General features: G+C 47.6%; 31 protein-coding genes and 1 pseudogene. 4 read left to right on the forward strand and 28 right to left on the reverse strand.

From position 1 onward, the window contains the following. Nucleotides 1-79: 79 nt before the first annotated feature. The 23 genes from U2H13_RS11390 to U2H13_RS11500 all read right to left on the reverse strand — a co-directional run bounded on the left by U2H13_RS11390 (nucleotide 80) and on the right by U2H13_RS11500 (nucleotide 18824). Nucleotides 80-1561: a spore germination protein gene (locus U2H13_RS11390; RefSeq protein ID WP_017418066.1), complete on the reverse strand. Its 1482-nt coding sequence runs from the start codon at nucleotides 1559-1561 to the stop codon at nucleotides 80-82. After that, the gene (locus tag U2H13_RS11395; RefSeq protein ID WP_087920769.1) at nucleotides 1515-2123 is read right to left on the reverse strand and encodes a stage V sporulation protein AE; all 609 of its coding nucleotides are present in this window, start codon (nucleotides 2121-2123) and stop codon (nucleotides 1515-1517) included. Before U2H13_RS11395 ends, U2H13_RS11390 begins: the two co-directional genes overlap by 47 nt. 3 nt (nucleotides 2124-2126) lie before the next feature. Continuing rightward, on the reverse strand, nucleotides 2127-2477 hold the full coding sequence (gene spoVAE, locus U2H13_RS11400) for a stage V sporulation protein AE (RefSeq protein ID WP_007409415.1): 351 nt from the start codon (nucleotides 2475-2477) through the stop codon (nucleotides 2127-2129). Continuing rightward, entirely contained in the window at nucleotides 2478-3494 is a 1017-nt protein-coding gene (gene spoVAD / locus U2H13_RS11405; RefSeq protein ID WP_014418288.1) for a stage V sporulation protein AD, read from the reverse strand. An 11-nt stretch (nucleotides 3495-3505) separates the two neighbouring features. Further along, entirely contained in the window at nucleotides 3506-3958 is a 453-nt protein-coding gene (gene spoVAC, locus U2H13_RS11410; protein ID WP_007612334.1) for a stage V sporulation protein AC, read from the reverse strand. A gap of 12 nt (nucleotides 3959-3970) precedes the next feature. Further along, on the reverse strand, nucleotides 3971-4396 hold the full coding sequence (locus U2H13_RS11415) for a stage V sporulation protein AB (protein ID WP_014418289.1): 426 nt from the start codon (nucleotides 4394-4396) through the stop codon (nucleotides 3971-3973). Further along, entirely contained in the window at nucleotides 4386-5006 is a 621-nt protein-coding gene (locus U2H13_RS11420; RefSeq protein ID WP_021494257.1) for a stage V sporulation protein AA, read from the reverse strand. Before U2H13_RS11420 ends, U2H13_RS11415 begins: the two co-directional genes overlap by 11 nt. Nucleotides 5007-5132: 126 nt before the next feature. Further along, complete coding sequence (gene sigF / locus U2H13_RS11425) at nucleotides 5133-5900, reverse strand: RNA polymerase sporulation sigma factor SigF (protein ID WP_003153348.1); 768 nt, start codon at nucleotides 5898-5900, stop codon at nucleotides 5133-5135. 11 nt (nucleotides 5901-5911) lie between these two features. Next, the gene (gene spoIIAB / locus U2H13_RS11430) at nucleotides 5912-6352 is read right to left on the reverse strand and encodes an anti-sigma F factor (RefSeq protein ID WP_003153347.1); all 441 of its coding nucleotides are present in this window, start codon (nucleotides 6350-6352) and stop codon (nucleotides 5912-5914) included. Further along, nucleotides 6349-6702 (reverse strand): anti-sigma F factor antagonist, encoded by a 354-nt coding sequence (gene spoIIAA, locus U2H13_RS11435; RefSeq protein WP_007409411.1) that lies wholly within the window; start codon nucleotides 6700-6702, stop codon nucleotides 6349-6351. The genes spoIIAB and spoIIAA overlap by 4 nt, the downstream gene beginning before the upstream one ends. A 95-nt stretch (nucleotides 6703-6797) precedes the next feature. Continuing rightward, nucleotides 6798-7967, reverse strand: coding sequence for a D-alanyl-D-alanine carboxypeptidase family protein (locus tag U2H13_RS11440; protein WP_021494259.1), 1170 nt, complete (start codon nucleotides 7965-7967; stop codon nucleotides 6798-6800). A gap of 136 nt (nucleotides 7968-8103) precedes the next feature. Next, complete coding sequence (locus tag U2H13_RS11445; RefSeq protein WP_007612343.1) at nucleotides 8104-8922, reverse strand: purine-nucleoside phosphorylase; 819 nt, start codon at nucleotides 8920-8922, stop codon at nucleotides 8104-8106. 11 nt (nucleotides 8923-8933) lie between these two features. Continuing rightward, entirely contained in the window at nucleotides 8934-10118 is a 1185-nt protein-coding gene (deoB, locus tag U2H13_RS11450) for a phosphopentomutase (RefSeq protein WP_015417748.1), read from the reverse strand. A 169-nt stretch (nucleotides 10119-10287) separates the two neighbouring features. Continuing rightward, entirely contained in the window at nucleotides 10288-11178 is an 891-nt protein-coding gene (gene xerD / locus U2H13_RS11455) for a site-specific tyrosine recombinase XerD (RefSeq protein ID WP_007612347.1), read from the reverse strand. Nucleotides 11179-11185: 7 nt separating this feature from the next. Next, on the reverse strand, nucleotides 11186-11413 hold the full coding sequence (locus tag U2H13_RS11460; protein WP_003153331.1) for a YqzK family protein: 228 nt from the start codon (nucleotides 11411-11413) through the stop codon (nucleotides 11186-11188). 114 nt (nucleotides 11414-11527) lie between these two features. Continuing rightward, the gene (fur, locus tag U2H13_RS11465) at nucleotides 11528-11977 is read right to left on the reverse strand and encodes a ferric iron uptake transcriptional regulator (protein ID WP_003153330.1); all 450 of its coding nucleotides are present in this window, start codon (nucleotides 11975-11977) and stop codon (nucleotides 11528-11530) included. A 112-nt stretch (nucleotides 11978-12089) separates the two neighbouring features. Continuing rightward, a complete protein-coding gene (spoIIM, locus tag U2H13_RS11470) occupies nucleotides 12090-12734 on the reverse strand; it encodes a stage II sporulation protein M (protein WP_007409404.1) in 645 nt (214 codons plus the stop codon). A 76-nt stretch (nucleotides 12735-12810) separates the two neighbouring features. Further along, nucleotides 12811-13038 carry a hypothetical protein gene (locus U2H13_RS11475; protein WP_012117898.1) on the reverse strand — a complete coding sequence of 76 codons (228 nt, stop codon included), beginning with the start codon at nucleotides 13036-13038 and terminating at the stop codon, nucleotides 12811-12813. A 56-nt stretch (nucleotides 13039-13094) separates the two neighbouring features. After that, nucleotides 13095-13385, reverse strand: coding sequence for a hypothetical protein (locus tag U2H13_RS11480; RefSeq protein ID WP_003153325.1), 291 nt, complete (start codon nucleotides 13383-13385; stop codon nucleotides 13095-13097). A 110-nt stretch (nucleotides 13386-13495) separates the two neighbouring features. Continuing rightward, on the reverse strand, nucleotides 13496-14809 hold the full coding sequence (locus U2H13_RS11485) for an NAD-dependent malic enzyme (protein WP_007409402.1): 1314 nt from the start codon (nucleotides 14807-14809) through the stop codon (nucleotides 13496-13498). A gap of 12 nt (nucleotides 14810-14821) precedes the next feature. Continuing rightward, nucleotides 14822-16228 carry a Na+/H+ antiporter NhaC gene (gene nhaC / locus U2H13_RS11490; protein ID WP_017418075.1) on the reverse strand — a complete coding sequence of 469 codons (1407 nt, stop codon included), beginning with the start codon at nucleotides 16226-16228 and terminating at the stop codon, nucleotides 14822-14824. Between the two features lie 141 nt (nucleotides 16229-16369). Continuing rightward, the gene (gene aspA, locus U2H13_RS11495) at nucleotides 16370-17797 is read right to left on the reverse strand and encodes an aspartate ammonia-lyase (protein WP_376700463.1); all 1428 of its coding nucleotides are present in this window, start codon (nucleotides 17795-17797) and stop codon (nucleotides 16370-16372) included. 37 nt (nucleotides 17798-17834) lie between these two features. Beyond that, entirely contained in the window at nucleotides 17835-18824 is a 990-nt protein-coding gene (locus U2H13_RS11500; protein ID WP_003153321.1) for a type I asparaginase, read from the reverse strand. A 176-nt stretch (nucleotides 18825-19000) separates the two neighbouring features. Between U2H13_RS11500 and U2H13_RS11505 the strand changes: the two genes are divergently transcribed. After that, nucleotides 19001-19354, forward strand: a complete 354-nt coding sequence (locus U2H13_RS11505; protein WP_021494262.1) for a helix-turn-helix domain-containing protein — start codon at nucleotides 19001-19003, stop codon at nucleotides 19352-19354. Nucleotides 19355-19364: 10 nt separating this feature from the next. Here U2H13_RS11505 and U2H13_RS11510 read toward each other — a convergent pair. Further along, nucleotides 19365-20529 (reverse strand): annotated as a pseudogene (locus U2H13_RS11510) (TIGR00375 family protein). Beyond that, the gene (locus U2H13_RS11515) at nucleotides 20529-21083 is read right to left on the reverse strand and encodes an NUDIX hydrolase (protein ID WP_003153317.1); all 555 of its coding nucleotides are present in this window, start codon (nucleotides 21081-21083) and stop codon (nucleotides 20529-20531) included. The pseudogene U2H13_RS11510 and the gene U2H13_RS11515 overlap by 1 nt, the downstream one beginning before the upstream one ends. Nucleotides 21084-21161: 78 nt before the next feature. On the opposite strand from U2H13_RS11515, the gene mciZ reads away from it, so the two are divergent. Then, nucleotides 21162-21284, forward strand: coding sequence for a Z-ring formation inhibitor MciZ (gene mciZ, locus U2H13_RS11520; protein WP_003153315.1), 123 nt, complete (start codon nucleotides 21162-21164; stop codon nucleotides 21282-21284). A gap of 62 nt (nucleotides 21285-21346) precedes the next feature. After that, entirely contained in the window at nucleotides 21347-22267 is a 921-nt protein-coding gene (locus U2H13_RS11525) for an aldo/keto reductase (protein WP_072177712.1), read from the forward strand. A gap of 32 nt (nucleotides 22268-22299) precedes the next feature. Here the strand turns inward: U2H13_RS11525 and U2H13_RS11530 are convergent, their stop codons facing one another. Beyond that, entirely contained in the window at nucleotides 22300-22524 is a 225-nt protein-coding gene (locus tag U2H13_RS11530; RefSeq protein WP_007409396.1) for a YqkE family protein, read from the reverse strand. A 122-nt stretch (nucleotides 22525-22646) separates the two neighbouring features. Between U2H13_RS11530 and U2H13_RS11535 the strand changes: the two genes are divergently transcribed. Next, nucleotides 22647-23561, forward strand: coding sequence for an alpha/beta hydrolase (locus U2H13_RS11535; RefSeq protein WP_025649815.1), 915 nt, complete (start codon nucleotides 22647-22649; stop codon nucleotides 23559-23561). Between the two features lie 39 nt (nucleotides 23562-23600). On the opposite strand, the gene U2H13_RS11540 is transcribed toward U2H13_RS11535, so the two are convergent. After that, nucleotides 23601-23840 carry a DUF2552 family protein gene (locus U2H13_RS11540; protein WP_003153307.1) on the reverse strand — a complete coding sequence of 80 codons (240 nt, stop codon included), beginning with the start codon at nucleotides 23838-23840 and terminating at the stop codon, nucleotides 23601-23603. Continuing rightward, nucleotides 23815-24177 (reverse strand): iron-sulfur cluster biosynthesis family protein, encoded by a 363-nt coding sequence (locus U2H13_RS11545; RefSeq protein ID WP_014305346.1) that lies wholly within the window; start codon nucleotides 24175-24177, stop codon nucleotides 23815-23817. The genes U2H13_RS11540 and U2H13_RS11545 overlap by 26 nt, the downstream gene beginning before the upstream one ends. Between the last annotated feature and the right edge of the window lie 20 nt (nucleotides 24178-24197).

The following is a 24197-nucleotide window of genomic DNA, read 5'->3' on the forward strand; positions in this document are numbered from 1 at the left end:
TTCTTTTGAGCTGTCCTTATACAAGTCCCGTATAAGTTAAGACATACAATATCATAATCTTCTGTCGGTTTCAATGCGATTATGAACCGCTTGGCTGTCTTTGACGGTCTTTCGGGTGAACAATGCTCGGTCTGACTTTCGCTCCCGGCACTGTCGTCCGGACGAGCACCTGCCACAGCGCCTTACCGTTAAACGGTAAAAACGGCCATAAATACGGCGTATGAAACGAGCGGATATTCGCCATTATGATCAGCAGCAATGTAAAACCTATCACAAAGCCTTTCACTTGGAAAATGGCCACGAGCACCATTAAGATGAGGCGTATCATTTTATTGGCGAGGCTGAGCTCATAGCTCGGCGTCGTAAATGATCCGATGGCGGCGATCGATACGTACAGAATCACTTCTGCTGAAAACAGCCCCACCGCTATGGCGATTTGACCGATCAGCACCGCCGCAATCAGACCCATGGCGGTGGATAAAGCGGTCGGCGTATGGATCGCGGCCATCCTGAGAAACTCAATCCCCAAATCGGCCAAAAAGATTTGCAGAATGATCGGGATATGCGTATTTTTATTTAAACCGATAAAATCCAATCTTTCAGGCAGAAGAGACGGTTCAAGAACAAAGAGGAACCAGATCGGAAGCAGAACAGTTGAAGCGATAATACCGAAGAACCTGATCCATCTTAAAAATGTTCCCACTGAAGGCGCCTGCCTGTATTCTTCCGCATGCTGAACATGGTGAAAAATCGTGGTCGGCGTTATGATCACGCTCGGTGACGTATCAACGACGATGATGACGTGCCCTTCTAAAATGTGATTGGCGGCCACATCCGGCCGCTCCGTGTATCTGACCATCGGAAACGGGTTGTAGCCCTGTTTGACGATGAATTCCTCCACCGTTTTATCAGCCATCGTCAATCCGTCAATGTCAATCGCATTCACTTCGTTTTCGACGATGCTGACAAGGTCCGGGTCCGCGATGTCTTCTATATACACAATCGCAAGATCGGTCTTAGAGCGCTCGCCGACTTTCGTAATTTTGACGCGGAGCCTTTCGTCCCTGATTCGTCTTCTGATCAATGCTGTATTAATGACGATATTTTCGATAAAACCGTCTCTTGCCCCGCGGACGACCTTTTCCGTATCCGGTTCTTCAGGTGTGCGTCCGGGGTAACTTCTGACGTCGACGACGAAAGCGAAGCCCGCGCCTTCAACGATAACGGCGACAAGTCCGGAAAGCACTTGATCCGTTGCTTCGTCGAGCGTTTTGACTTTTTGGACCTGCTGATTGACAAGCCTGTTTTCAACAACGTCAATCGCTTCATCCGCATTTTCGTCATAATTATTGACGTCGACGAGCTGTTCCATTAAATGAATGATAAACAAAGTATCGGTTAATCCGTTGACAAAGTAAATCTGGACTTCCCGGTCTAATACTCGAACTTTGCGGACGCCGACATCATAGCTCGTTCCCATACCGACGCGGTCTTTAAAAAATTGTTCATTTTTTCTAGGATCCCGGTACACCTTGATCATGTTTTCCGGTTTTTCCGGCATGGCTTTCGCTCCTTTCTAAAATGAATTCGACCGCCTTCATCGTAATCGGCGAGCCTTTGGATATGTCATCTTTTCTCCCCATCTTTCCTATGTCGCCGATTCCCACAATGAGGGGAACGTCCAATTTATCCAGACAATACACCGTATCTCCGTTCATTCTGTGCTCGTCCATTTCTCTCATTCCGGTTTTATCGACGCCAAACTCCGTCACTTCTCCATCACGGTCAATGGAGACATCGACTTTCGTCCATTCAGCCTGATGGGTCTTAGAAGCGACCGCAATCACCCCCAGCACTTCAATGTCCTGATGTGAGGCGACATATTTCAGCGCCGTTTCGCCCGGCCCTTCCCCTTGCAGGCCTGAATCGTCAAACATGACAAACACCGGGTCATTCGGCGCGGCTTTAATCAGCTGAACAAGTTCGGGGCCGCTTCTCGTTGACGGATTGCCTTTTGATTGGGAAATACACCGTCCGCCTGCTTGTTCCGCGGCATATTCAATTGTTTTGGCGGCGTATACGTCCCCGTCTGTCACAAGAATGACCTTCCGTTTCGTCATCAGGCATTATCCTTTCGGTTTAAAAATAACGGCTACAAGAAATGCGAATAAAATCGCTGAAGATATACCGGCGGAAGTAAGTTCAAAAATCCCCATGGCGATCCCGATAAATCCATGCTCGTGAGCTTGATGCATGGCGCCGTGCAATAAGCTGTGACCGAAGCTGACGATGGGAACCGTCGCGCCCGCGCCCGCGAATTCGATAAATTTGTCATATATTCCGAACCCATCTAACAAGGCGCCGATGACGACAAAAGTTGTCATTACATGGGCGGGTGTCAGTTTAAAAATGTCAAGCAGCAGCTGACCGATAATGCATATGATTCCCCCGCAAACAAAAGCCAACAGATATTCCATTTATGATGCACCTCCCGCCCGCTCAAATACCACACCGTGCGCGATGGTCGGAATGGTTTCCTTCTGCTGGATCATTGTCGGACTTAAAAGCGCTCCTGTCGCGACAACGAGTACCCTGTTTAGAGTCCCTGCTTTTAATTGATTAAAAATATGTGTGTACGTAACAAGCGCGGAGCAGGCGCAGCCGCTTCCGCCCGCAAACACCTGCTGGTCCGGCGTATAGATGAGAAGACCGCAGTCATCGTGTTTCGTTCCGGCGGGATAGCCTTCTTCTTTGAGCAAATCTTTCACGATCGGCGAGCCGACGCCTGAAAGGTCTCCCGTTAAAATCAGATCATAATCATCCGCCGTGCGGTTTAAGTCCTGCAGGTGCTGTTTGATTGTGTCGGCAGCGGCGGGCGCCATGGCGGATCCCATATCGAACGGGTCCGTAATCCCGAGGTCGCTTACTTTTCCCACTGTTGCGCTTGTAATCTTGATATCAGAAGGGTTTTGGCTGATGATGACCGCCCCGCCCCCCGTGACCGTTGAAGTGGCGGTATCCGGTTTTTGCCCGCCATACTCCGTCGGATTGCGGAATTGCCGTTCTGCCGTCGCGTTATGGCTGCTAGTGGCTGCGATCGCCCGGTTCGCAAAACCGCCGTCAATGAGCGCGGATGCGACCGCAATCGTTTCCATTGATGTCGAACAGGCGCCGAACAGACAGAGGAACGGAATTTTCAGATGTCTGGCGACGTAGTTGGCGGTCACATTTTGATTTAAAAGATCCCCCGCGAGTAACAAATCAATATCGCTCTTTTTCAAATTCTGTTTTTGCAAAGCGGAGTTGATGGCATCTTCCATTAACTGACGTTCCGCCATTTCCCAGTTTTTCTGATTGCAATGCATTTCATCGTATGTCTTATCAAACAGCGAACCGAGCGGGCCGTCTTTTTCTTTCGGTCCGGCTGCCGTCCCCGCCGCATTTACAAATAACGGGTTTTCAAATACCCAGGTTTGCTTTCCGGTCAATTTCATTTTTTCTCCTCCTACGAAAACAGTTTTTCACAAGCAAACCGTATCAGGCCTACGATATAGGCTGCCACGACGCCGAATACAATGACGTTTCCCGCCAATTTAAACATGTTTGTCGCTACTCCGAGCACGAGTCCTTCACTTCTGTGTTCCAGAGCCGCGCTTGTCATACTGTTTGCAAAACCCGTCACCGGCACGGCTGAACCCGCTCCGGCAAACTGCCCGAGTCTGTCATAAATGCCGAATCCGGTCAAAAGGGCGGAAATTAAAATAAGAGTGGCGGACGTCGGGTTGCCCGCTGTTTTTTCATTAAAATTAAAAAAGTGGATGTAAAAGTCTTGAAGAGCCTGCCCGATCAGACAGATCAAACCGCCGATCAGAAAGGCTTTGACGCAATTCCAAACATATGGCGGTTTCGGCTGATAGTCTTTCACTTTTGTTTTGTAATTTTCTTTTAAGTTTGTCACGTCGGTTCCTCCTTATGAATGATGGATAAAATACAGCCAATGAAATAAAGAGCCGGCTATTTTGCCGAACACAATGGCCATCAGCAATATGATGATTTTGCTGCCGAAGCCGATCCGTTTGGCAAGAATGGGAAGCACATTCAGCACTTCTGTAAGCGCGGCGGCCAGCATGCCGACAAACATGCCGGCCAAAAGCCCGACCGGAACGGCCAGCCATTCAGATAAAAAAAAATGATTCATATTTAAGGTTTCCCAGCCGCCGAACACAGCTCCTGAAATAACAGCTCCTTCGTAGGCCTGTACAAAGCGCATTGTTTTTGTCAGCTGCATAAGGCGGGGGACGATTCCCATAACGGTTAAAAAAGCCACAAAGCCTGCCCCCACGGTCAGCCCTCCGCCAAGCCCGACAAACATAACGAAAAGAATGCTAACGATCATGCAGATCTTTCATCGTCTCTTCATTTTCGTGCATTGCGACATAATGATCGAGATCAAGCTGATAATTAAACATCTCGACTTCCAGCGGGCTTGGCTCTTCATTCAGGCGTTTTTTGAAGATGTGATTAAAAAAGACGATCATACCGAGACCGAGGCCGATGCTGTATGGAATCTGAAGCAGATACGGGTATTCATTCCGTTCGCCCGTTATGATTTCATATAAGGCGATATGAACTTCTCTCATACTGACATCTTCATGAAAATTCATAATGGCAAGACATGAACCGATAAAAAGCAGGAGCCAGACACCGACGAACAAAACGGCTGACAGCCGCTTTTTCTGGTAATGGATTTCCACTATCGTTTCAGCGCCGCCGACGGTCTGTACATCAAGCGCAGGAAAAGCGGTATGAATGGTTTTCAGCACTTTTATAATGTCCAGCACGACGATATTTTTGTCTTTTTTCGTGACCTTATACAGCGGCAGTGCCGACAGTTTTTTTTTCAGCTTTTGCTGTCCCGCGATCTGCGCGGCGTCGCCGATTGTGATGATATCTCCGGTATGAGCCTTCACGCGGTGGCGAAGTCTGAGAAATATTCGTCTTTCCATCTTGCATCACCATCTTTCGGGTGGTTATATATGTAGTATGTGGTTCACTTTTGTTCTCATTCATCAGCGGCAAAAGACCATAAATTACCACCGATGCACAAATAAAAAAAGCCGGCCCGTAAAAGGTCAGCTTTCCGTATGATCCATCTGCACTTTAATCTGCTTTAATATTTTTTTCTCCAGCCTCGATACCTGGACTTGGGAAATCCCGAGCCGTTCGGCTACCTCCGACTGTGTCTGATCTTTATAATATCTCAGATAGACAATGAGTTTTTCCCGTTCTTCCAAATCACTGATCGCTTCCTTGAGGGCGATTTTGTCAAACCACTTCTCTTCTGAATGATCGGCGATCTGATCAAGCAGGGTGATCGGGTCTCCGTCATTTTCATACACGGTCTCATGAATGGATGAAGGCGCCCGCACCGCTTCCTGCGCAAGCACCACATCCTCCGCATCAATTTCTAAATGGTCCGCGATTTCCTGGACGGTCGGCACTCTTCCGTATGTTTTTGACAGTTCATCTTTCGCCCGGCGTATTTTATTGCCGAGCTCTTTTAAAGATCTTGATACTTTGACGGTTCCGTCATCGCGGATGAAGCGCTGGATTTCTCCGATAATCATCGGCACGGCATAAGTTGAAAAACGGACATCATAGGACAAATCGAATTTATCAACGGATTTTAACAATCCGATACAGCCGATCTGAAACAGATCGTCCGGCTCATAGCCTCTGTTTAAAAACCTTTGAACGACGGACCACACAAGACGCATGTTTTTTTCTATGAGGAGGTCTCTTGCCTGCTGGTCGCCCTCTTGGCTCTTTTTGATCAATTCTTTGACTTCATGGTCCTTGAGCTGCGCGTTTTTGCTGTTTTTCTTAACCTCCACATCCATAACAAATCTCCTTAATTACAAAGCGCTTTGCTTTTTGATAGGTGTTTTGTTAAGCGTATCGTCGTTCCCATCTCCGGCGAGGAATCAATCGTGACATCATCCATGAAGTTTTCCATAATGGTAAAGCCCATTCCGGAGCGCTCAAGCTCGGGTTTTGTCGTAAAGAGCGGCTGGCGCGCTTCCTCAAGATCCGTGATCCCGAGGCCTTCGTCACGTATGGTCAGATAGACGACATGATCCTCCAGCGTAACGGAGATGTACACCTTTCCGTCGCAGTTTTCTTCATAGCCGTGGATGATCGCGTTTGTTACCGCTTCTGATACGACGGTCTTGATTTCCGTCAGCTCATCCATCGTCGGGTCGAGCTGTGCGATAAAAGAAGCAACTGTTACGCGCGCAAACGATTCGTTCTGACTGAGGGCTGAAAATTCAAGATGCATCTCGTTTTTCATGATGCCACCCCCAACGTTAAAAGCGCTTTTTGTTCTGATTGTTCGAACCTGATGATTTTAAACAGGCCGGACATGTCAAACAGACGTCTCACCGCGGGCGAAATCGCGCACACGACCATTTCTCCGCCGAGCTGTTTAATTTGTTTATAACGCCCTAAAATCACGCCGAGGCCGGAGCTGTCCATGAAGGTAAGATCTTCAAGGTTCAGCACGATGTGACGGATGCCGTCAGCCTCCAGCGATTCAGTAACCTTTTGTTTTAATGATTCTGCCGTATGATGGTCGAGTTCACCTGTTAATCGAATACAAAGCACGGATTCTTTGACATGAAAGTCAATTCCAAGGCTCATGCTCATTCCTCCTTGATATGATCGGATAATGAGTGTTTCGATTTTCGGGAAAGCAATTCCTTCACTATGACAAAACTAGTGCCCGTTCGCCACGATTATTTAAATTTTGTCCAATCTCCCATCGTGCGCTTCAGAAAAGTGAGAAAACCCGCTTTTTCCATGTCGTCTTTTGCCGTGACCGGGCTTTCAACGAGCACCTTTCCGTCTTTTTTCAGAACGAGGCTGCCGAGCACCTCTCCTTTTTTAACCGGAGCCGTTACATTGCCGTTGATTTTCACTTCTTTTTTTACTTTGTCCATGTTCTCTCCCTTTTTGGCCAGAAGAGAAATCGGCTCAGATGTGGTCAGCTTAACCAGTTTCTGTTTTCCTTTTTTTACTTTTACCGTTCCGACGATTTGATCCCGTTTGTACAGCGGGTGTGTTTTGAACTGGCTGAAGGCGTAATCAAGCATTTTGGTCACTTGGGCGTTTCTTTCTTTCGGAGTGCTGGCTCCGAAAACGACAGCAATGACCCTCATATTTCCTTTTTTAGCGGTGGCGGTTAAACAATACTTCGCTTCGCCTGTAAAGCCCGTCTTCACGCCGTCTACACCCGGATAAAATTTGATCAGCCGGTTTGTATTGACGAGCCAGAACTTTTTGTCTGTATTTTCTCTTAAATAATCCTCATACGTTCCTGTAAATTGAGTGATTTTATCATACTTTAATAATTCCTTCGCCATTTTCGCCATGTCATAAGCAGAGCTGTAATGGTCTTTTTCGGGCAGTCCCGTCGGGTTTTTGAAGGAGGTATCTTTCAATCCCAATTCTTTTGCTTTTTTGTTCATCCGGCTGACGAAATCCTCTTCTGAACCGGCGATATACTCCGCCATTGCGACAGATGCGTCATTTCCGGAAGCTATCGCAATTCCTTTGAGCATTTCTTTTACCGTCATTTCTTCTCCGGGTTCAAGGAAAATCTGTGATCCGCCCATGGACGCAGCATGTTCACTCGTCCTGACTTTATCGCTCATCTTTATTTTCCCTTTGTCAAGCGCTTCCATGATTAAAAGCATGGTCATGATTTTTGTCATGCTTGCCGGCGCCAGACGCTCCCGGCTGTTCTTGTTATAAAGAATGCTTCCCGTATCGCGTTCAATCAGCACGGCGCTTTTGGCTTCATGAGCGAGCTCCGATGTATGTTTTCCGTCCGGCTTTGCAAAAGCGGACGGTGCTGATGCCGTTAATAAAATGCCAATCAACAAAGTGGATATAAGACGTTTCATCTCCAAAGCCCTCCATTTCATAATCCTTTTTATTTTTTCCAAATCCGGTGGTTTTATACGCCTCATCTGGAAAATGTTTCGTGTTGAGGGCATAAAAAAACAGCTGCTTCCGAAGAAACAGCTGACTTATGCTGACTTATTTTTGAGATCGTGCGACTACGGCTTTTACAAGCTTCAAAAAGCCGCCTTTTACTTTTTCCGTCATTTCCATTACTTCTTCATGGGATAACGGCTGGTCAAGAATACCTGCCGCTGCGTTGGAAATGCATGAGATGCCGAGCACGCGCATCCCCGCGTGGTTGGCGACGATGACTTCCGGCACGGTCGACATGCCGACAGCGTCAGAACCCATCGTTCTTAAAAACCGAACCTCAGCAGGCGTTTCGTAAGACGGCCCCGTAACAGCTGTATACACCCCTTTTTGAACAGGAATGCCCAGCTCATCGGCCGTTTTTTCAGCCAAGCTTGACAGCTCTTTGTCATAGGCTTCTGACATGTCCGGGAATCTCGGTCCGAATTCAGCTTCGTTCGGCCCGATTAACGGGTTGGTGCCCGTAAAGTTGATGTGGTCTGTAATGATCATCAGATCGCCGGCGCGGAATTCAGTGTTGATACCGCCGGCTGCGTTCGTCACGACAAGAGATTCAACGCCGAGCGCCTTCATCACGCGGACGGGAAATGTGACCTGATCCATTGAGTAGCCTTCATAGTAATGAAAGCGGCCCTGCATCGCGATGACCTGCACGCCTTCAAGCGTTCCCATCACAAGCTGGCCGGCATGGCCTTCTACCGTTGAGACCGGAAAATCAGGGATCGTTTCATATGTAAGCTTGACAGCTCCTTCAATTTCATCGGCCAATACGCCGAGCCCTGACCCTAAAATCAGACCGATCTTTGGTGTTTCTTTCACGTGTTCTTTAATAAATGCAGCAGCACGTTCGATCTTTTGTTTCAAAAAAAGTCCCCCTACTGTAATCTTGATAAAAAGCTTTTTCCGTATTCCGGCTTTTCCGTTTTGAAATTATCCGCAATGGTTGCGCCGATATCGGCAAATGTATCCGCAAGCGGCAGCTGTTCAGTGTGTTTGTGCTTTTTGCTGTAAACAAGAAGCGGCACATACTCCCGCGTGTGATCCGTGCCGTGATGGACAGGATCATTGCCGTGATCCGCAGTGATGATAAGCAGATCGTCTTCTTTCATTTTTTCAAACACTTCCGGAAGCCTCGCGTCGAATTCCTCGAGCGCTTTTCCGTACCCTTCCGGATCGCGGCGGTGTCCGTACAGCGCGTCAAAATCAACGAGGTTGGCAAAGCTCAGGCCCGTAAACTCTTCACCGAGCGTTTCAATCACTTTGTCCATGCCGTCCATATTAGATACCGTGCGGCGGGAAGATGTAATGCCTTCTCCGTCATAAATATCAGAAATTTTGCCGATGGAAATGACGTCTAATCCGCTGTCTTTCATTCCGTTCATTACCGTGCGTCCGAACGGTTTGAGCGCATAATCATGACGGTTCGGCGTGCGTTTGAAGCTGCCCGGTTCTCCGACGAACGGTCTTGCGATAATCCGGCCGACCATGTACTTCGGATCAAGCGTCAGTTCTCTTGCCGTTTCACAGATGCTGTACAGCTCGTCAAGCGGAACGACATCTTCGTGAGCCGCAATCTGCAGCACGGAATCTGCTGATGTATAAACGATCAGCGCACCCGTTTCCATATGTTCTTTTCCGAGCTCGTCCAGAATCGCCGTGCCTGAAGCCGGCTTATTTCCGATGATTTTCCGTCCTGAACGCCGCTCAAGTTCCTGAAGAAGTTCATCCGGAAATCCTTCCGGGAACACTTTAAACGGTTTTTCAATGTAGAGGCCCATAATCTCCCAGTGCCCCGTCATCGTATCTTTCCCGTTTGACGCCTCCTGCATTTTTCCGTAGTACGCAAGAGGGTGCTCCGTTTTTTCCACGCCCTTAATGTCTCCGATCAGTCCGAGACCGAGCTGCGCCATATGGGGCATATGTAAGCCGTTCATGTGCTCTGCGATGTGTCCGAGCGTATTTGCGCCTATATCATTAAAATCGGCGGCGTCCGGCGCTTCACCGATTCCGACAGAATCCATTACGATCAAAAATACCCGGTTATATTTGTATTCAGACATCATAAAAGCCTCCTTTTCTTCCATTTGTCCATTGTAGCTTACAGAGGTCAGACAACTCAAGTATAAACCGTTTACATTCTCGTTGACAATGCCGATTCAAATAATTAGAACCTTCTCTGTATTCCGCCAATCCGGCAAAAAAAAGCCGCGGCCCCTCTGGCAGCGGCTCCTAAGCGCGCGGATGATACTGTTTGTACACGTCCTTCAGCCTTGTTTTCGTCACATGCGTATAAATTTGCGTCGTGGAAATATCGGCATGTCCGAGCATCTCCTGCACGGCGCGCAGATCCGCCCCGTTTTCGAGCAGGTGCGTTGCAAAGGAGTGCCGGAGCGTGTGCGGTGTCAGCTCTTTTTTAATCCCCGCTTCAAGGGCGATTTTTTTCAGGTTTTTCCAGAATCCCTGACGGCTGATCTGCCTGCCGTGATGATTCAGAAAAAGCGCTTCGGTTACGTTTTTCTTTAATAATTTCCCTCTGGCTTTTTCAATGTACGCTTCTATCGCATGAGAAGCGGCTTCACCAATCGGCACAATCCGCTCTTTCCGCCCTTTTCCGAAGCAGCGGACAAATCCCATCGTCAAATGGACGTCGGATAATTTCAGCTCGATCATCTCGCTGACCCTGATGCCGGTCGCGTACAGCAGTTCAAGCATGGCTTTATCCCTGAGACCGAACGGGCTGTCAAGCTTAGGCGTGTCCAATAACCGCTCAACTTCGTGAAGCGCCAATACTTTCGGAAGCGTCCGCTCTGTTTTTTGTGTTTCAATATGTACCGAAGGATCTTTATCCGCGGCTTTTTCCCTTAACAGAAATTGATGAAAAGACCGGATTGACGCCAAATGCCTGGCAGACGTCTTGCCGGATTTCCCGGAGTCCTTTATATGCTTTAAATATTGAATAATATGAAGACGGGTCACATCATTCCATGAAGTGATCTGAAGGCTTTCAGTTAAGAAGAGAGAATAACTTTTCAGATCACGCTCATAGGACATCATCGTATTTTGGGACAGCCCTCTTTCAACCCTCACGTAATGGATGAAATCCTTAATTTGATCCTTCACTCTCGATCTACTCCCCGTTTTGGTAAAAAAAGATCAATCGGCCGAACCAGCCGTCTTTCTCCTCATGTTCCGTTTTGGCCACTTTGACGGCGGAGCCTTCCGGTTTATCGTACCGATGATAGTTTTCATACTCTGAATTCACCCATATCATAGCATAATAGAACAGCGCGGTAAAACCTGTGAACAGTATAAACACTTTGATCGTATCCGCGGCTGTTTTTAAGAATCTGCCCATCTTTCTATCGACCCTTTCTTTGGCGGCTGTTAGTACACCTTATGCCAATTTCAAAGGCTTTTATACATAAAAACAGCAAAAAACCCTTTCCTGGCAGAAAAGGTTCGTAGGCTTTTACTCTGTTTCATCCCCGCGGCAGCGGTGGCAGATTCCGTGAAAAGTCAATCTATGATCTTTAATTTTAAATTTCCAATCACGTTCAATCACTTCTTCAACGTCTTCAAGCAGATCTTCTTCAATTTCATCGACGGCTCCGCACTCCATGCACACCAAATGGTGATGAAAGTGAGCCGCGCCTTCTTTGCGAAGGTCGTAGCGGGATACGCCGTCCCCGAAGTTAATTTTATCAACGACTTTTAATTCTGTTAATAATTCTAATGTACGGTATACTGTAGCGAGACCAATTTCAGGAGATTTCTCTTTTACGAGGAGGTATACATCTTCTGCGCTTAAATGGTCTTCTTCGTTTTCAAGCAGCACTCTTACCGTTGCTTCCCGCTGTGGCGTAAGCTTGTAGCTTGACGAGTGCAGCTGCTTTTTAATTCGATCAATACGGTTTTCCATGTCTTTCCCTCCTACGCCGCATTCCATGACTCATTATAACAAAATACGCGCAGAGTTCCAACTATAATTATTATAAACTGATAAATAAAAGTATTATTTTGTGATAATTATTCTAAAATATGCGTGATGACAGCTTTTCCATAAACAGCGGAGACACGTACGCCTCGAGCAGCGAAGCGATGACCGAGAAGAAAACGATGAGAATCAGCACGAAGGCGTAGCGTCCGAACCATTGGATCGGCGCGTCATGAAGGCTGCGTTTGACAAACAGCTGCCGGATCAATTTCAGGGAAAAAGCGATGGAGCATGTCCCCATGATAAGGTATGCCGGAATGAGAACGATGTTTTGCGGCAGAACCGAAATAAATGACAGGAAAAACCCGTTCATCCCCATTTGATTCACTAAAAAACCGACCGTGAAGCCGACGACGATTCCTTTTAAGAACACCATAATGAAAATAACCGGAAGACCGATCACGGAAATACCGAGAATCCACATCAGCCCCAAATATTTTACATCATGAAAGACGGCCTGCCAAAACATTTCTGAAGCGCCGGCATGTTTTCCGTCAGACAGCTGTCCGAAAAACTTGCTTAAATAGTAATACAGATCTTCTTTCTGCGTGATGGTCATGCTGTTGACGATGATCGCCCCGAAAATGACCCCCATCAAAAACAAGACAAACACAAATATATAAAGTGACAGATGATCCTTTACATGGCGAAAAAACAGTTCTTTGTACGATTGTTTTCTCATACCGCTTTCCTCCCGCTAATCTATTGACTTGATTTAGTAGATTGTATGAAAGAAAAGAGAAAACATGACAGAGAAATCATAGAAAGGCGCGAGATTCCGGCATAAAAAAAGAACCCCCGTCATCACTCCGGTGATCATAGGGGTTCCTTTTTTTATGCTTTATTCTTTCAAGCCTGTCTTTTTTGGTTTTCGTCACTCTTTCATGGGTGCTGAAAGACGGCGCCGTCCCCCTTGACAGGACTGCGTCACGCATCCCGTTTCTTTTGAGATGCTCCCGCATTTTTTTCGTTTTGCTCTTCGCCATGTGCCAATCGCTCCTTTTTCCCTTTTCTTTATCATAACAAAAAAATCCAGATGTGTTCATGAATACGGCTCATGTTTCGACCGGTAAGCGCGCAGAGACGTTTTGGCAGATGAATAGCTCCCCATTGCGGCGTATCCGTAAAAAAACCCCATAAAAATCCCCGCATACACGTGTTCATGATGACCGAAAACGATAGACACAACATTTCCGGCAGCAAGGGCAATCGTGGGAACGAATATGCCCGGAACCCGGCAGAACACTTTGATCAGCTGTGTAACGCATAAGACGACCGGCACGCCGATCACAGCATCCCAAATATTTGTATGGATCAGCGGAAAATAATCCACATTGCCACCTCTTTTTTCCGTCTTTTGCTATCTGTTAGCCTGCCTAAGAATTCCGCTTCCTATTCATGAAAAAAACAGCACCGGCACATGTCCGGTACTGTAAGAGTTGTTTATTTTCCTGCCGCGGCCCGTTCTACGGCTGCTGATACGGCCTGATGCACGTCCGCATCCAAAGGCTGAGGCACGAGATCGCCGTGTTTTGTGCAAGAGGCGATGGCTTCTGCGGCCGCCACAAGCATTTCATGGTCGATTTTCTTGCTTTTGGCGTTCAGCGCGCCGCGGAAAATCCCCGGGAAGCCGAGAACATTATTGACTGAACGGCCGTCAGCTGCATAAGCGGCTCCGGCTTGTAATGCCTCTTCCGGTTCAATCTCCGGCTTCGGATTAGATAAAGCCAGAATGACGTGTCCTTTTCTGACATCCTCTTTTTTAATGAGACCCGGAACTCCTGTGGTGCTGATCACAATGTCACACGTGTCCATTAATTCTTTGATGCTTCCAAGCGGCTGACCTCCGTACTGAGCGAGGCGGTTCATTGCGTCTTCTGACTTGTCCGTTCCGCAGACCGCTTTGACTCCGTATGCCATAAACATGCGGCAGATGGCGACGCCTGCCGCGCCGAGACCGATCTGACCGACCTTCGCTTCTTTTAAATCAAGACCGGCGCTTTTACAAGCGGAAATGGCGGCGGCGAGCGTGACGACCGCCGTGCCGTGCTGGTCATCGTGCATAACCGGAATGTCCAGTTCTTCTTTCAGGCGGTCTTCAATGTCAAAGCAGTGGGGCGAACCGATATCTTCAAGCAGAATTCCGCTGAACCCCGGAGAAATATGTTTTACCGTGCGAATGATTTCTTCCGGATCAGAGGTATCGAGCAAAATCGGAATTCCGCTGATACCCGCCAGCTGGTCAAAAAGCGCGGCTTTCCCTTCCATTACGGGCATTCCGGCGACAGAGCCGATATTGCCGAGGCCGAGAATCGCCGTGCCGTCGGTGACAATGGCGACAGAATTGCTGATTGTCGTATAGATGGATGCTTTTTCAGGCTCGTTTTCGATCAGTCTGCACACATCGGCGACGCCCGGCGTATAAACACGGCCAAGCTCAGCCAATGTCCGGATCGGCATTTTGCTTTTCATCTGAATTTTGCCGCCTTCATGAGCAGAGAGCACTTCATCTGAGACTGTATGAAGCCGGATGCCTTCACCGAGAGCTTCAATGGCTTGAATGATTTCCTGCAGCTGCTCTTCATTTTCAGCCTGCACCGTAATGTTGCGCATTGTGTAGTTCGGGCCGACTTTAACGGTTTCAACTTCCCCGATATCTCCGCCCATCACTCCGATGGCGGTTGCCACTTTTCCGAGATTTCCGGGAACAGTCGGCGTTTCAATCATTAACGTCCGAATCATATGCTTTGTAATCATGAAATGAACCTCCTAACCCAACTTTTGAGATTGCAAGGATTTTTCTTTCGTGTACCAAATGAATTTCCCCGTGTATCCGTACAATATTGCCAGTCCGATAGATACAAAACTGAGCCACATGAACGGCAGATAAGAAAATGTGGATACGCCGAGAATGCCGGCCATATAGATGCCGTTATCAGACCACGGCACCATCCCTGAAGTAAGCGTGCCGCCCACCTCTGCGTTCCGGGATAAAACTCTTCTGTCAAGTTTCAGTTTATCATAACTGTTCTCCATGATTTTCGGCGTCAGAATCAATGACACGTACATCGCACAGCCGAAAATGTTTCCTAAAAGGGCGACGATCAATGTCGAAAGCGTCACATTTCCCGGTGTGGTCAGCTTTTTCTCAAAAGTTGAGACAATCACTTTTAATACGCCGAGCTTCTCAAGAATTCCTCCAAAACCAAGACCGAACAGGATAACGACTAACGTATCTAGCATACCGGTAATGCCTCCGCGGTTTAACAGGCCGTTTAAAAATTCGACGTCCGTTTTTATGGAAAAACCATTATAAGCAGTCGCGATGGCACTGGCAAAATTCATTCCCTGAAAGACGGAAGCCCAGATTGCGCCAAGCAAAGCACCGATGACGATAACGGGCATAGACGGCTTTTTCAAAATCAGAAGGACAACGACGACAACAGCCGGAATGAGCATCCATATATGAATGTCAAACGTTTTCTGCAATGAAGATTTTAAAAATTCCACTTTGTCGAGATCAATATTTTTTCCGCCGTATATAAATCCCGTTACGGTAAATAGAATGGCCGTAATAATATAGGACGGAATTGACAGATACATCATCGCTCTGACGTGTGACAGCACATCCACCTTAGAAAGCGTGGAGGCAAGCACTGTACTGTCAGACAGCGGTGAAAGCTTGTCTCCGAAGTAAGCGCCGGACAAAACGGCTCCCGCTACGATCGGAAGCGGTATACCCATTCCCTCTCCGATAGCAATCATGGCGATCCCCGCGGTTCCCACGGTTCCCCACGACGTTCCGGTCGCAACGGACATAACGGAACAAATAACCAGTGTAGCCAGAAGGAAAACATGAGGATTAATAAACTCTAAACCATAATAAATTAACGTCGGCACAACGCCGCCGGCAATCCATGTCCCGATGAGTGCACCGACCGAAACGAGAATCAATACCGCTTCAAGACCGTTTGATATCCCGGTGACAATCGAATCCTGCAAGTCTTTATATGAATATCCCAGCCTGACTCCGAGAATAATAGCGAAAAACCAGGATATTAATAGAGCTAGCTGGATCGGCAGGTCTAAAAACACTGTGAACGATAAGACAAGTGCTAAAAACCCGAATAATAAGATAATTATTTCCAATAAATTTGGCAATCTGACCTCTTTCACAAGAAAATCCCCCTAGAAGAAAAAAGCTAAAACGCTTTCATCAAATGATATAACAAATTATACTATACTGCCTCATCCCTTTGTATGGCAACCGCCTATTCACTAAAAAACGTGAAAAGGCGGCTGTTGTTGCTTTAAAATTTATTTTTCTAATAGATCTTTTCCGGCAATTCCCGGTTTTGTCATTTCATACGGATTCAAAATGATATCCAATTCTTCTTCTGTCAGTACATCATTTTGAAGGCAAAGATCTCTTACAGATTGCCCCGTCATGATGGCTTCACGGGCAATTCGCGCAGCCGCTTCATACCCGAGGTGCGGATTGACCGCTGTAATGACGCCGACGCTTTTTTCCACGTATTGCTTCAGACGTTTTTCGTTGGCTTCAATTCCCGCCAGACAATGATCGGTGAATGAGCGGAAACCGTTATTCATGATGCTGATGGATTGAAGCAGGTTAAATACAAGTACCGGCTCCATTACGTTAAGCTCCAGCTGGCCCGCTTCTGAAGCGAGGCAGATCGTATTGTCATTCCCGATGACCTGGAAGGCGATTTGGTTGATCAGCTCTGCCATTACAGGGTTGACTTTCCCAGGCATAATGGATGATCCCGGCTGACGGGCGGGCAGTGAAATTTCCGCAAGTCCCGCGCGCGGACCTGAAGCCATTAAGCGCAGATCGTTGGCGATTTTCGACATGTTCATCATGCATACTTTCAACGCGGCTGAAACTTCCGTATACGCATCAGTGTTTTGTGTGGCGTCAACCAAATGGCCGGCGCCGACAAGCGGCAGTCCGCTGATGTCAGCCAGGTGCTTCACAACCTGTTCTATGTAGCGCGGATCGGCGTTAAGCCCCGTACCTACGGCCGTTGCCCCCATGTTTACTTCATACAGATGCTGGCGGGATTGTTTAATTCGCTTTATGTCACGCTCAAGCACGCGGCTGTATGCTTCAAATTCCTGTCCGAGACGGATCGGCACAGCGTCCTGAAGGTGTGTGCGCCCCATTTTAATGACAGAATCAAATTGTTTCGCTTTATCTTTAAAGACACTGAGCATATGCGCCATCGTATCAAGGAGCTTATCCAAAAGTTTCAAGGTTGAAATATGGATTGCCGTCGGGAACACGTCGTTCGTCGATTGTGACATGTTGACGTGTGTGTTCGGGCTGAGGTGAATGTATTCACCTTTTTTATGGCCCATGATTTCAAGAGCCCTGTTGCCGATTACTTCGTTGGCATTCATGTTCATGGACGTTCCGGCTCCCCCTTGGATCGGATCGACGATAAATTGGTCATGCCATTTTCCCTCAAGAATTTCATCTGCGGCCTGTACAATCGCATTTCCGATTCCTTCATACAGCCGGTTTACATCCATGTTGGCAAGCGCCGCCGCTTTTTTGACGATGGCGAGCGCATTAATCATTTCTTCGTGGATGCGGTATCCGGTAATCGGAAAGTTTTCTTTCGCGCGCAGCGTTTGTATTCCGTAATACACATCAGCTTCAATTTGTTTTTCTCCGAGGAAATCTTTTTCCTGACGATATTCTTTTTGCGCGTTTGTCATGCTAAAACCCTACTTTCTCTTTGTGGTAGTCATGTTTTTACAGTACAACGTCGTCTGCGATCGGTGTCTCCATAATGTTTTTGACTTCAGCCAAGTTGTGAGACTGGCCGAGCGCCCACATTAATTTCGGCACGATGGCTTCCGTGTTCATATTTCTGGAGCGGATAATGAGATCTTGATTGACTCTTCGACCGACTTCATAGACGCTCATGTCCTCTCCTTCTTCAAGACATTGTGTCGTAATGACGACGACAATGCCGCTTTCAATCATTTCATTGACTTTGGCGAGAATGTCTCTTCCTTCAAACGGCACGCCGCCGCTGCCGTAGCTTTCAATGACGATTCCTTTGTACATGCCCTTTAATGCGTCAAACATTTCCGGTTTCAGCCCCGGGTGGAGCTTGAGCAGGCACACGTCCGTGCAAAGTGAAGTATTGACCGTAAAAGCATCGTCTTTTGGCATATGCACTTGTTTGTTATATTCAATTCCGTTTTCGGTAATAAACGCGATATACGGATAGTTAATGCTCTCAAATGCATCATAGCTTTTCGTTCTCAATTTAATGGCGCGTGTGCCTTGAATGACTCTGCCGTCAAATACGACGTATACGCCGCCCACCCCTTCACATGCGAAGCGGATCGCGTCCGTGATATTTTTTTTGGCATCGGTTTTTTGAAATGTAATCGGGATTTGCGAACCCGTAATGACGATCGGTTTATCAGCATGCTGAAGCATATAAGACAGTGCCGCTGATGTATAAGCCATTGTGTCTGTCCCGTGCGTAATGACGAACCCGTCATATGCGTCATATTTTTCTTTGACAGCATTTGCGATTTCGGCCCAGTATTCAGGCTGCATATTTGTGCTGTCGATGTTCATTAACGAATGGGTTTCCATCGTGTAATCGTTATCAAGTTTTGATACGTAGGTTAACAATTCGTCTGCTTTCACCCCGGGTGCAAGCCCGTTTTCTCCTTCGACTGAGGCGATTGTTCCTCCGGTTGTTAACAGCAATAATTTTTTCATACCCTGCACCTCTTCATCCATTTCTCAAGATGTGTTAAGCATTCGCTTTTCGCATACTTTTAATCAAATTATAGACAGACGAATGAAATTAATCAAGTGATTATTATTCAATTCGCGTACACTTTTGCATATCGATATGATATAATTTGCTCAAGTGAAAAGGAGCGGTTTTGAATATGAATTTAGATCGTTTAACTGAACTGAGAAAAAAGAAAAATTGGTCTCTTCAATATACGGCTGACCGTCTCGGCATCGCCAAAAGCACGTACGCCGGGTATGAATCAGGATACCGGCGTCCGTCATTCGAGGCGTTGGGCACGCTTGCCGATCTGTTTGACACGACGTGCGACGATTTACTGGGGCGCACTGAAAAAAAAGCGGAGCCGTTTACCCAGATCATCGAATTAACAAACGCCGCACAAGGCCGCGGCACACTGACCGTTGACGGACAGCCGCTGAATCAGGATGAAATCATCGAATTGATTGCGTTTGTCCGCACGAAAAAGAAGGTGCAGGAGGAGCTCCGCTAAAAACCGGCTTTTACGGCTTGATTCGGCCGTACGTCCCTCCGCCCCCCGGCCTCAAGGACAAGCTGCCCGGTGCGCGCTTTATGAATGACAGCCGCTATTTTAGGCTGGACGACACGCGCCAATTCCTCTTCTTGCGCCTGATGTAGAATCGCCATCTCCGTCCCGAAGGCCCGCTTCAGTTTTTCTAACGTTTTCGGCCCGACGCCGGGAATGAACTGCAGCGGAATTTGATGAATATACGGCGGCCGCGGCACGCGGCTTTTTTTCGGGCCGCTCAGTTCCTCCAGCCGTTCACTGACCCCTTTTGTCATTGTTTTCCCCCCGCACTCCGGACATGCGGAAGCTCCTTTTTCAACCTGGCTGCCGCAGCGGTCGCAAGCCGTCCGGTAATACTTCCCGAGCTTCGGGTTCAGCCCGTAATTCGCCGTGATTTTTCTTCCGTCCTTCCCTTTTAAAGCCAGCGAAAATTCCGTGAAATTCGCCTCTTTAAGAAGCATTTCATTATATTCTCTGCCGATTTTTCCTAAGGAATGCGCATCAGAATTTGTTAAAAATGTATACGGATCAAGTTCTGTTACCCGCGAAGCCATGTCGGTGTCGCAGCTTAACCCGAGTTCCGCCGCATCAATGAGCGCCGGGTCGAAAACTTCTGTCAAAGAAGATCTGACCCCTTTTCCGTACAGGCTTTTATGCGGGGTGAACATATGGGCGGGAATAAACAGCCCGCCCAATTCCTTTGTTTTCCTCTGAAGATTCAAACCGGTTTCATAAATGCGCTGGGAACTGAGATGGATATTTTTAAGCCTTTTTGCGAGCCACTCAGAAAACATCTTCATTTCGGCAAGAGACGGCATAAAGACGAGAACGTGAATCGGCCCGCGGCATGTGTGATCATAGATTTCAAGCTCACTGCCCAACAGAAGCGTCGTATTCCGATACCGGATGCCGCCTTCTTTCAGCTCACGGTATCCGCCTTCATCAATTCCGCGCTCGATTTCTTCTATGACTTCCGGGGAATGGCAGTCGATGATGCCCAATAGTTCAATTCCCTTCCCCTCACTGGCTTCTTCTAAAATCCGGTGCAGCGTCAACGTTTTGGCCCCGGTGATTTTGACCGGTTTTCCCGTATAGGTGCGGCCGATATGAATATGCAGATCCGCATAGATGGTTTTCATCATTTTTCCTTCAGCGCTTCTTTCAGCTGGAGATACTGAATCGCGTACGCCGTTTTTGCGTCATACACCCTGCGGGATTCAATCAGCTTCACGGCCTCTTCAAGCGTGACCTGCATAACTTCGACAAATTCATCCTCATCCAGCTCTCGTTTTTCTTCCAGCGGCGAAAGCCCTTCCGCAAGAAAGAGATGCACGATTTCATCAGCAAACCCGGGTGATGTATAAAAAGCGGTGATTTTCGTCAAGGTTTCCGCCGTATATCCCGTTTCTTCCTCGAGCTCTCTTAACGCCGTATGTTCCGGCTCTTCTCCCTTTTCAAGCTTCCCGGCCGGAATTTCAACGATTGTCCGTTCCAGCGGCTTTCTGAACTGGTTCACCAAAATGATTTTTCCTTCCTCGGTCACCGCAAGTACGGCCACCGCTCCCGGATGTTTGACGATTTCCCGCTTGCTTGTTTTTCCGTTCGGGAGCTCTACATCCTCTAAGTAAAGATCTATGACTTTCCCGTCATACAGCTTTTTTTTCGCAAGTGTTTTTTCTTCTAAATGTTTCATCATGTCATCTCCCGTTCTGTCTCTCTATTATGCCTCATATATTTTATCATACATGCATGAGAGGGAGGTGCTTTTCGATTGAAGGTGTACCGGAAGGATAAGAGTATCGTATTGGTCGGAAAGGCGTGGGAAGTGCGGGCTAAACTGAAAGAATACGGACGGACATTCCGCTATGTCGGAGATTGGATCACCGGGCCTTAACAGTTGAAAACTTCGCGCCTTTATATTACGGTCAATAAAAGACTATAAAAAGGAGCGAAACGATGAGAAAACGCACACTGGGACATTCTGATTTAGAAATAAGCGAAATCGGGCTCGGCTGTATGTCGCTGGGTACGGATAAAGCTAAAGCGCTGTCTATTTTGGATGAAGCGATCGAGCTTGGAATCAATTATTTAGATACCGCTGATCTTTATGATTTCGGCAGAAATGAGGAAATTGTCGGGGAGGCCGTCAAAAACCGCAGGCACGACATCATTTTAGCCACGAAAGCCGGAAACCGCTGGAATGATGATAAAGACGGCTGGCATTGGGACGCTTCCAAAGGATACATAAAAGAAGCGGTCAAAAACAGCCTGCGCCGGCTGAAAACGGACTATATCGACCTTTATCAGCTGCATGGCGGCACGATGGAAGACCATATTGACGAAACGATCGAAGCATTTGAGGACTTAAAACAGGAAGGTGTCATCCGGTATTACGGCATTTCCTCGATTCGTCCGAATGTTATTAAAGAATATGTGAAAAAATCAACTATCACCAGCATTATGATGCAATACAGCCTGCTGGACCGGCGTCCCGAGGAGTGGCTTCCCCTTTTAGAGGAGAACGGAATCAGCGTAGTCGCAAGAGGGCCTGTCGCTAAAGGGCTTCTTACGGAAAAACCGCTTGATCAAGCGGCCGCAAGCGTAAAAGAGAACGGCTATTTAACATATTCTTTTGCAGAACTGGCAGAAACCAAAAAAGCGATCAGCGCTGCCGCACCTGACTTGAGCATGACGGAGCTTTCTCTTCAATACTTGCTGTCACAGCCGGCCGTCGCTTCTGTCATCACCGGAGCCAGCTCACTTGAGCAGCTGAGAGAAAACTGTTCGGCTGCAGAGGCCCGTCGTTTAAGCAGCCAGGAAATCAAAGCCCTGCAATATCATACAAAACGGGACGTATACGAAGCCCATCGTTCTTAAACAATAAAACCGGCACCTTTTCAGATGCCGGTTTATTTATATTTGTGCCAATCGAGACTGCTTTCATTCAGCAGCTCTTCAAAGCTTTTATGTTTTTCTTTTTCTTTTCGTTTTCTGATTTGTTCCGCCTTTTGCTGCGCCTGCTTTTTCTCGTCTTCTTCCTTCAGCTCACTTTTCATTTGCAAAAGCCTGGCCTTCAGATCTTCCTCCAGATCGTCTTTTAAGCTGTGTTTTTCTTTAGGCAGCTGCTTTTTCATCATTACGCCCCCCGTATCTGAATATGGTGAAGCAAGTGTACCACGGAGCGCCGGAGGCCGGCAACGTTCACGGTCCCAAAAAGCCGGAGGAAGGATTTTTCATATTAAAGGAGGGTGCCTGTGTGAAAAAATGGCTGGCGGTGTTCGGTTCGGCTTGCGCAGTCTTTTTGGCTGCCGGATTCGCTTTTACGAATCTGATTATGTTTATGAAGAAAAAGACGGATGAAGATATCATGAAAAAAGAAACGGCGGACGGGCATGATAGATTTGATTCCTTTCAGGCCATGGAAAAAGAAGAGGCCGTCATCCTGTCACGCCACGGGTATGAAATCAAAGGCTTTTACGTCGCCCCGCATCATACGGCAAACACCATGATTATTTGTCACGGCGTTACCGTAAATTCGTTCAATTCATTGAAATACATGGATTTATTTTTAGATTTAGGCTGGAATGTGCTCGTATATGACCACCGCGGGCACGGAAAAAGCGGCGGCAGAACGACGAGCTACGGCTATTTTGAAAAAGATGATTTGGAAGAAGCCGTGAATTGGGTGAGACACAAAACCGGAGACGGCGGTCAAATCGGCATCCACGGGGAATCGATGGGAGCGGTGACGGCCTTATTATACGCGGGCGGGCATCAGGATGAAAACGGCGCTGATTTTTATATTGCGGACTGTCCGTTCGCAAGCTTTCGCGATCAGCTCGCCTACAGGCTGAAGCGGGAGTTCCGGCTGCCTCCGTGGCCGCTTCTGCCTTTGGCTGATTTCTTTTTGCGGATGAGAGAAGGATACCGTATCCGTGATGTATCTCCTCTATCGGTTATCAGCCGCATCCGGCAGCCCGTGCTGTTTATTCACAGTAAGGAAGATGATTATATACCTCCCGCTTCTTCCGAATTGCTGCACCGCAGAAAACGCGGCCCTAAGATGCTCTATCTGGCCGAATCGGGCGGGCATGCCATGTCGTACACCAAAAATCCGGAGAGCTACCGCAAAGCCGTTCAAACCTTTTTAGATACCATGACGCAAACGTAAAAAAGCGAAAGAACGTATGCTGGTTCTTTCGCTTTCCCGTCATAAAACGTCGGTAATCCCGTCCATATTTTCTCCGATCCAGTCAATGGCGAGGTCGATTGTCGTAAACTCCTGCGCTTTGAAGGTCATCTCATCCTGAAGCAGCCAGACATCCTTCTGAACGGATTCAGCGCCTCCGATGGACCAGTGCAGCAGACTGTACGGGTGGTTGTTGTTCAGAAAGGATACCCACGTTTTATGCTGTGCCGTCTGTTTAATGGCTTTCAGCTTTTGATTCACTTTCCGTTTCTCCCTGCTTTACTAATATGCTCATTCTCGGGCTCAGCATCTCTGCCGGGCTTTTTAAGACGAGCGTTTTTGCCTTTTCATTGTAATCGATTGTCATTTCCTCGTCAAAAAACACTTTTTGTGAGGTCTGGATGTAAAGCGGAAGTCCGTTGGTTTCAATAGCTTCGCATTGTCCCGTTAATTCGTCCGCCAGCCAGATGGTCGGCACGCCGCTCACCGCGCACCCGCAGCCTTCTGCGTCATAGCGGAGCTGCGCTTTTTTCCCCGGGTTGGCGTCCATCGCCTGCTGAAGTGTGTGTTTCGCCGCATCCGTCACATGTATTTGCATAGATGATCCTCCGTTTTTCA

Origin of the sequence: Bacillus sp. A1, from assembly GCF_042296235.1 — a bacterium.
In the GTDB taxonomy this organism is placed as follows: Bacteria; Bacillota; Bacilli; order Bacillales; family Bacillaceae; genus Bacillus; species Bacillus velezensis.

Excerpts from the sequence above, each read along its gene's own strand:
- U2H13_RS11390 (WP_017418066.1), bottom strand. The coding sequence starts at position 1,561 with ATGCCGGAAAAACCGGAAAACATGATCAAGGTGTACCGGGATCCTAGA.
- spoVAE (WP_007409415.1), bottom strand. The coding sequence starts at position 2,477 with ATGGAATATCTGTTGGCTTTTGTTTGCGGGGGAATCATATGCATTATC.
- spoVAD (WP_014418288.1), bottom strand. The coding sequence starts at position 3,494 with ATGAAATTGACCGGAAAGCAAACCTGGGTATTTGAAAACCCGTTATTT.
- U2H13_RS11415 (WP_014418289.1), bottom strand. The coding sequence starts at position 4,396 with ATGATCGTTAGCATTCTTTTCGTTATGTTTGTCGGGCTTGGCGGAGGG.
- U2H13_RS11420 (WP_021494257.1), bottom strand. The coding sequence starts at position 5,006 with ATGGAAAGACGAATATTTCTCAGACTTCGCCACCGCGTGAAGGCTCAT.
- sigF (WP_003153348.1), bottom strand. The coding sequence starts at position 5,900 with ATGGATGTGGAGGTTAAGAAAAACAGCAAAAACGCGCAGCTCAAGGAC.
- spoIIAB (WP_003153347.1), bottom strand. The coding sequence starts at position 6,352 with ATGAAAAACGAGATGCATCTTGAATTTTCAGCCCTCAGTCAGAACGAA.
- spoIIAA (WP_007409411.1), bottom strand. The coding sequence starts at position 6,702 with ATGAGCCTTGGAATTGACTTTCATGTCAAAGAATCCGTGCTTTGTATT.
- U2H13_RS11440 (WP_021494259.1), bottom strand. The coding sequence starts at position 7,967 with ATGAAACGTCTTATATCCACTTTGTTGATTGGCATTTTATTAACGGCA.
- deoB (WP_015417748.1), bottom strand. The coding sequence starts at position 10,118 with ATGTCTGAATACAAATATAACCGGGTATTTTTGATCGTAATGGATTCT.
- U2H13_RS11460 (WP_003153331.1), bottom strand. The coding sequence starts at position 11,413 with ATGGGCAGATTCTTAAAAACAGCCGCGGATACGATCAAAGTGTTTATA.
- fur (WP_003153330.1), bottom strand. The coding sequence starts at position 11,977 with ATGGAAAACCGTATTGATCGAATTAAAAAGCAGCTGCACTCGTCAAGC.
- spoIIM (WP_007409404.1), bottom strand. The coding sequence starts at position 12,734 with ATGAGAAAACAATCGTACAAAGAACTGTTTTTTCGCCATGTAAAGGAT.
- U2H13_RS11475 (WP_012117898.1), bottom strand. The coding sequence starts at position 13,038 with ATGGCGAAGAGCAAAACGAAAAAAATGCGGGAGCATCTCAAAAGAAAC.
- U2H13_RS11485 (WP_007409402.1), bottom strand. The coding sequence starts at position 14,809 with ATGATTACAAAGCATATGATTCGGACGTTAATGATTGAAACGCCGACT.
- aspA (WP_376700463.1), bottom strand. The coding sequence starts at position 17,797 with ATGACAAACGCGCAAAAAGAATATCGTCAGGAAAAAGATTTCCTCGGA.
- U2H13_RS11500 (WP_003153321.1), bottom strand. The coding sequence starts at position 18,824 with ATGAAAAAATTATTGCTGTTAACAACCGGAGGAACAATCGCCTCAGTC.
- U2H13_RS11505 (WP_021494262.1), top strand. The coding sequence starts at position 19,001 with ATGAATTTAGATCGTTTAACTGAACTGAGAAAAAAGAAAAATTGGTCT.
- U2H13_RS11515 (WP_003153317.1), bottom strand. The coding sequence starts at position 21,083 with ATGAAACATTTAGAAGAAAAAACACTTGCGAAAAAAAAGCTGTATGAC.
- U2H13_RS11525 (WP_072177712.1), top strand. The coding sequence starts at position 21,347 with ATGAGAAAACGCACACTGGGACATTCTGATTTAGAAATAAGCGAAATC.
- U2H13_RS11530 (WP_007409396.1), bottom strand. The coding sequence starts at position 22,524 with ATGAAAAAGCAGCTGCCTAAAGAAAAACACAGCTTAAAAGACGATCTG.
- U2H13_RS11545 (WP_014305346.1), bottom strand. The coding sequence starts at position 24,177 with ATGCAAATACATGTGACGGATGCGGCGAAACACACACTTCAGCAGGCG.